This window comes from Candidatus Symbiopectobacterium sp. (assembly GCF_020054415.1).
Classification (GTDB): Bacteria; Pseudomonadota; Gammaproteobacteria; order Enterobacterales; family Enterobacteriaceae; genus Symbiopectobacterium.
In genome coordinates, this window is sequence record NZ_JAHWCO010000108.1 from 1 (window position 1) to 5,312 (window position 5,312).

Annotated in this window: 3 protein-coding genes and 3 pseudogenes; 5 read left to right on the plus strand and 1 reads right to left on the minus strand. The window is 53.8% G+C overall.

Going from position 1 to position 5,312, the window contains the following annotated elements; genetic code table 11:
• From QZ506_RS03380 to QZ506_RS03400, 5 genes and pseudogenes are all read left to right on the plus strand, one after another.
• Positions 1 to 83: pseudogene (locus QZ506_RS03380) on the plus strand (lipoprotein); the annotation flags it as partial.
• A gap of 152 nt (positions 84 to 235) precedes the next feature.
• Entirely contained in the window at positions 236 to 412 is a 177-nt protein-coding gene (locus tag QZ506_RS03385; RefSeq protein ID WP_291969065.1) for a hypothetical protein, read from the plus strand.
• Positions 413 to 1,041: 629 nt separating this feature from the next.
• A pseudogene (locus QZ506_RS03390) lies at positions 1,042 to 2,466 on the plus strand (fimbria/pilus outer membrane usher protein).
• A 30-nt stretch (positions 2,467 to 2,496) separates the two neighbouring features.
• Positions 2,497 to 2,910, plus strand: a complete 414-nt coding sequence (locus tag QZ506_RS03395) for a FimD/PapC C-terminal domain-containing protein (protein WP_291969067.1) — start codon at positions 2,497 to 2,499, stop codon at positions 2,908 to 2,910.
• A gap of 263 nt (positions 2,911 to 3,173) precedes the next feature.
• The gene (locus QZ506_RS03400; RefSeq protein ID WP_291969069.1) at positions 3,174 to 3,806 is read left to right on the plus strand and encodes a spore coat protein U domain-containing protein; all 633 of its coding nucleotides are present in this window, start codon (positions 3,174 to 3,176) and stop codon (positions 3,804 to 3,806) included.
• A gap of 33 nt (positions 3,807 to 3,839) precedes the next feature.
• Here QZ506_RS03400 and QZ506_RS03405 read toward each other — a convergent pair.
• Positions 3,840 to 5,176, minus strand: a pseudogene (locus QZ506_RS03405) (3-hydroxyacyl-CoA dehydrogenase NAD-binding domain-containing protein); the annotation flags it as partial.
• Between the last annotated feature and the right edge of the window lie 136 nt (positions 5,177 to 5,312).

The window sequence follows — 5,312 nt, forward strand, 5'->3', positions numbered from 1 at the left end:
AGGTGGGTGAAGCCATGGCCATGGTCAAAGCGCTTAACCGGATCACGCTATTAGGAATGCCGAACAGTATTCGCATCACGTAACAATCGACCCGTATGGGGCGCAGTCGTTACAAGTTCTGATTTATTCAACAAAGCCACCTGAGGGGACAAGCATTTTCTACCAAAACTGGCTTGGCAAAACAGCATGACTCACTATTATTCAACAAAGCCAGCCTAATACTGTAGCGACTCCCTTGCTACTGCACTGGCGCATTGCCCCGGTCGACGGAAAGCACTACCTCTATGTACTTAATGAAGGCCAAACGCATGCCCGCCTGAATAATGTGTTTTGGTCCACCTCGCCGCAAGGAAAAGGGCCGCGTACCATCATCAGTGAGGGATTTTTAGGGTATGTTCTGCCGGGCCAGTAAATGCGCTGGCCGCTTCCGGCATCAGCGGCGACCACCGGCGCAAATACCATTCTGTATACCCATTTAACGGATGCTCCTGACCCTGTCGTTATCACTCGCGGCTAAGCCTGATGTCAGGAAGGTTAAAGCATTTAGCACAGCATGTTAGCAAAAGCATATTTCTGTTTGCTGGGGGCGTTATGCTGTGCGCATCAACCGTGTTTGCCGCCGAGGAATTCGGCAGCTTACCGCCCCCGCCTACGGCTCCCCACGCTCAGCAACAAGCCCTTTATTACCTGACGCTGGCGGTAAACGGGTACAGCGATAATCTGGTCGTCCCCGTTAGTGTCAATGGTGATCGCTACGTTGCGGACGCCAGCGAGCTCGCCCGCAGGCACATAAAACTGCCCGCCAGTGCCACAGGACAGATAGAGATCAACACGCTGCCCGATGTGACGGTGTTCTATGACAGCCAGGTACAGCAGCTCCAACTGACAATACCGACAGAGTGGCTACCACAGCAGCAGCTCAACGCGGGTGATGGCAGCGGCACACCGCGCCTGTCTGTACGCAGCAGCACCGGCCTGCTGTTTAATTACAACCTGTTTTATACTTCGCCGCCACAGCAGGGCGACACGATGAACGCGCTGATGAAGCAGCGCCTTTTCAGCAACTACGGCACCTTGTCCAACTCGGGGCTGTGGGTGATAAAAAGCCCCTACACCGACGATGGCAGCCACTATCGTCGCTACGATACCTATTGGCGCTACAGCGACAGTGAGCGGATGGTCAGCTACCAGTTTGGCGATCTCATCAGCAACTCGCTGACCTGGAGCCAATCAGCACGTATGGAGGGTCTGCGCATGGGACGTAATTTCAATCTGCGACCGGATATCGTCACCTATCCCATGTTGCAATATGCGGGCTCTGCTGCGGTACCCAGCACGCTGGATCTGTTTATCAACGGCTTTAAAACCAGCAGTATGGCGCTCAACTCCGGCCCGTTCACCCTGACGAATACGCCCTATCTCAACGGTGCAGGTGAGGCGACAATCATTACCAACGATGCACAAGGGCGACAGATTGCTACCAGTATGCCGTTTTATGTATACAACACACTACTGCGTCAGGGACTTAGCGATTTCGACCTCTCCATTGGCGTACTGCGCCAAACCTACGGGCTGGTGCAGGATCGCTATGCATCAGATCCTGCATTCAGCGGCTTCTATAGCTATGGCCTCACACAGAACCTGACGCTCTCCGGACATGCTGAAACAGTGCGTGACCTCTCCCAGCTCGGCGCTGGTGCAGACATGGCCGTGGGGCGCAGGGGTACGCTCAGCACGGCCTACAGTCACAGTGAACGGGACGGACGCGGACAACAATACGTCTTTGGCTACTCCTACTATGGCAATACCGTAGGGTTTAACGTTCAGCATCAGCGCCGCACGTTGCGCTATCAGGATCTCAGCACTTACGCTACACCGGGGAACATGAGCAAGGAGAGCCTGCAAGCCACCCTGAGCAGCATGCTATTTGGCCAGGCAAACGGCACCGTCGTGATGTGCTATTTCGCTATTACCCCATTTAACGATCCGCGCACTGAGTTAGTGAATCTTTCCTATACGCGGCAACTCTGGGGCAACAGTACGCTCTATCTGGCGGCCAATAAAACGCTGGGCGATCGCGGTTACAGCGCACAGATTCAGGTGATTATCCCCTTTGGTAGCAGCGATACGTTCAATACCAGCATGCAACGTAACAACTAGGGAGAGAACCTCACGACACTGGGTGTGACGCGCACCCTTCCCCTCGATGGTGGTTTTGGCTGGAACCTAGCCTACAGTGCAGGCAATGATCCTTATCATCAAGGGACGCTCAGTTGGCGCGGTCCGTATAACCAGATACAGGGGGGGATCTATGGTAACGAGGGAAGCCAAACGCACTGGGGAGAAATGAGCGGCTCGGTAATATATCTGGATGGTAGCCTATTCCCCAGCAACCGTATCAATGACGCCTTTATCGTGTTCGATACGCAAGGCTATGCCGACGTGCCAGTGCGCTACGAAAATTAGTTAGTTGGCTATACCAACCAGCAAGGACGGTTGCTGATCCCATGGGTAACCTCACACTACCCGGCGAAGGTGGAAATCGATCCGCTCGCTTTACCCCCTGACGTAGACATCTCGGGCGTTGAAACCCGGTTAGCCGTGAAGGAAGGCAGCGGCACGTTGGCCTCGTTTGCCATTAAAAAGGTGCGTTCAGCCAATATCGCGCTACGAAACAGCAGTGGTGAAGCGCTGCGCGTCGGCACCTGGATTACCGATGAAACCAGCGGCAACACCACCATCAGTGGCTATGACGGTTTGGTCTACTTTGCCTATTTAGGTATTCACAACCGCCTGTCGTTTACTCAGGAAGATGGGTGCCGTTGTCACGTACAATTTTCACTGCCAGAGCAGCAATCCATGCCGGCACGGGTTGGCCCGCTGACATGCCAATCCGATAACCAAGGATAAAAGATGCGTATACTTTTCCTGTTTTTCTCACTTGTGCTGCTCGGTTTCAGTTATGCGCCAATAACATGGGCGCAGTGTCGTGTGCCCAGCACCTCATCTTCACTGGGCAGTGCCAGCTCGATCGCGCTTAACGGTTCATCGCAGACCTCTCAAGCAAGTACCGGTTTTAACTGCGACGCGCCCACGCTGTCACTGGCAGGCACCAACCGCGTCATTGCGACGTTCTGCCCTATACGCTTTGCGTCGACCAAAGCTGTAGCAACATACTCGCCGTTACTGGCTCATATACCTGGAGTAGTCAGACGCTCTTGGGGCTATTAGGGTTGTTTACCGGTCCAAACAACACCTTGCCGCTGTGGATAACAACAAGCACCGGTGCCGTGCTTTCTGCCGGCACTTATACCGATGTCATCGCCCTTAACTGGGACTATCGCGTTTGCGATATTGGTGCATTCGATCTTTGCCTGTACTATTCCGGCACACCGACTTCCAACATCACGCTAACGCTGACCGTCACCAACGATTGTCAGATTAGCAATACCAACAATATCGAGTTTGGCAGCGCAGCCTTTCCCTCCGCATTCACGGCTATCAACAGCAGTTTGGGCGTGCGTTACACTAAAGATGGTGCTTACAGCGTAACGTTAACCAGCACGCACCCTGACGATGCCAATTGGCGTCGGATGACCGCCAGCGTTTCCGGTACCAATTACTATCTGCAATATCAACTTGATAGAGCCGACAACAGCGCATGGACCGAAAGCAACAGCTACGCGTACACCGGCTCTGGGGCGACACAAACCATCCCTTTTACTGCACGCATCAACGCAAGCCAGGCCAATAAACCGGCCGGAAGCTACAAAGATACAGTGAGCGTGGCGGTGACCATCAATTGATGCCCTTCCGGCTGATGTCGGAAGGGGGAAAGATTAAGGATGAAAACGCGCCGCATTTTCCTGCATGTTCAACAGGCGCTGACACGGTGCAAAACGGGGTCCATACTGATGCTCGAACGTTTCCAACGTTTTGACCACTGCATCAATACCCAAATGATCCATGTAGTGGAACGGCCCTCCCAAGAACGGTGGAAAGCCAATGCCAAATACAGCACCGATATCACCGTCACGTGCGCATTGGATAACGCCTTCATCCAGACAGCGCGCCGCCTCGTTTAGCATCATCATCACACAGCGTTGCGCCATCAACGCAGGATAAAGATGAGCTTTTGGCGTTACGCACAGCAAGGGGTAGATAGCGCTGTCCACCTCGCGCGGTGTGCGCCAAAAACGGCGCTGTACGCCATAACGGTAAAAGCCCTTGACGCTCTTACGCCCTTTACGACCATCCTGCAAAATGGCCTCGAAAGTGGCTGGTGCCTGAAACCGCTCACCCCAAGCGGTCACCAGTATTGGCACTATCTTGGTCGCCACATCAATGCCAACTTCATCGAGCAGGGTTAACGGGCCAACAGGGAAGCCAAAGCGCACCAGCGCAGCATCCACTGTTTCTACCGGCTCGCCCTCCAACAGACAATAGGCAGCCTCGTTGATATAGGGAGCCAGATACGATTAACATAAAATCCGGCTTTATCGGCCACCACAATGGCGGTTTTCCCCTGCTGGCGGGCAAATGCTACCGTGGTGGCGATGGTTTCAGGGCTGGTCCCTGAATGGGGAATGACTTCCACCAACGGCATTTTGTCTACCGGGCTGAAATAGTGTAGACCGATGACCTGCTCAGGGCGCTGCGCCCGTTCGGCGATCTGATGTATGGGCAAGGAAGAAGTGTTGGATGCGAACAGGGTTTCCTGGTGCGCGTACTGTTCAATATCTGCCACCATGCTCTGCTTGAGCGCCAGATCCTCAAACACCGCATCGACAACGATATCGGCATATTCAAAACCGTGATAATCGGTGCTGCCCGAGACAAACGTCATCATGCGCTGGCGTTCCGCCGGTTTCATACGTTTGCGCTGCACGCGTTTACTCAGCAATTCCCAACTGTAACGCAGCGTGTGGTTGATACCTTCTTCGTTAATATCCTTGATGCGCACCGGAAGCTGCGCGCGCTGGGCAGTGACACAGGCGATGCCGCCGCCCATCAATCCACCACCGAGCACACCGACACGGTGTATTTCACGCGGTTCAGCAGACGCTCCCGCCTGCTTTTTCAACGCATTGGTGGCAAAAAACAGGCTACGCAACGCCGCTGAGGCTGGCGTCATCACCAGTTTGCCAAACGCGAGCGCTTCCTGTTTGTATCGGCTTTGTTGAATAAATAGATTTTATGCTGGCAGCCCAGTGAAACGACAGATCCTCGCAACGTAAAATCATGCAGTTAGGCCTCATGAGAAAAGTGTACACCTGAGATGACAAGCATTTTCAACCAAAACTGGCATGGAA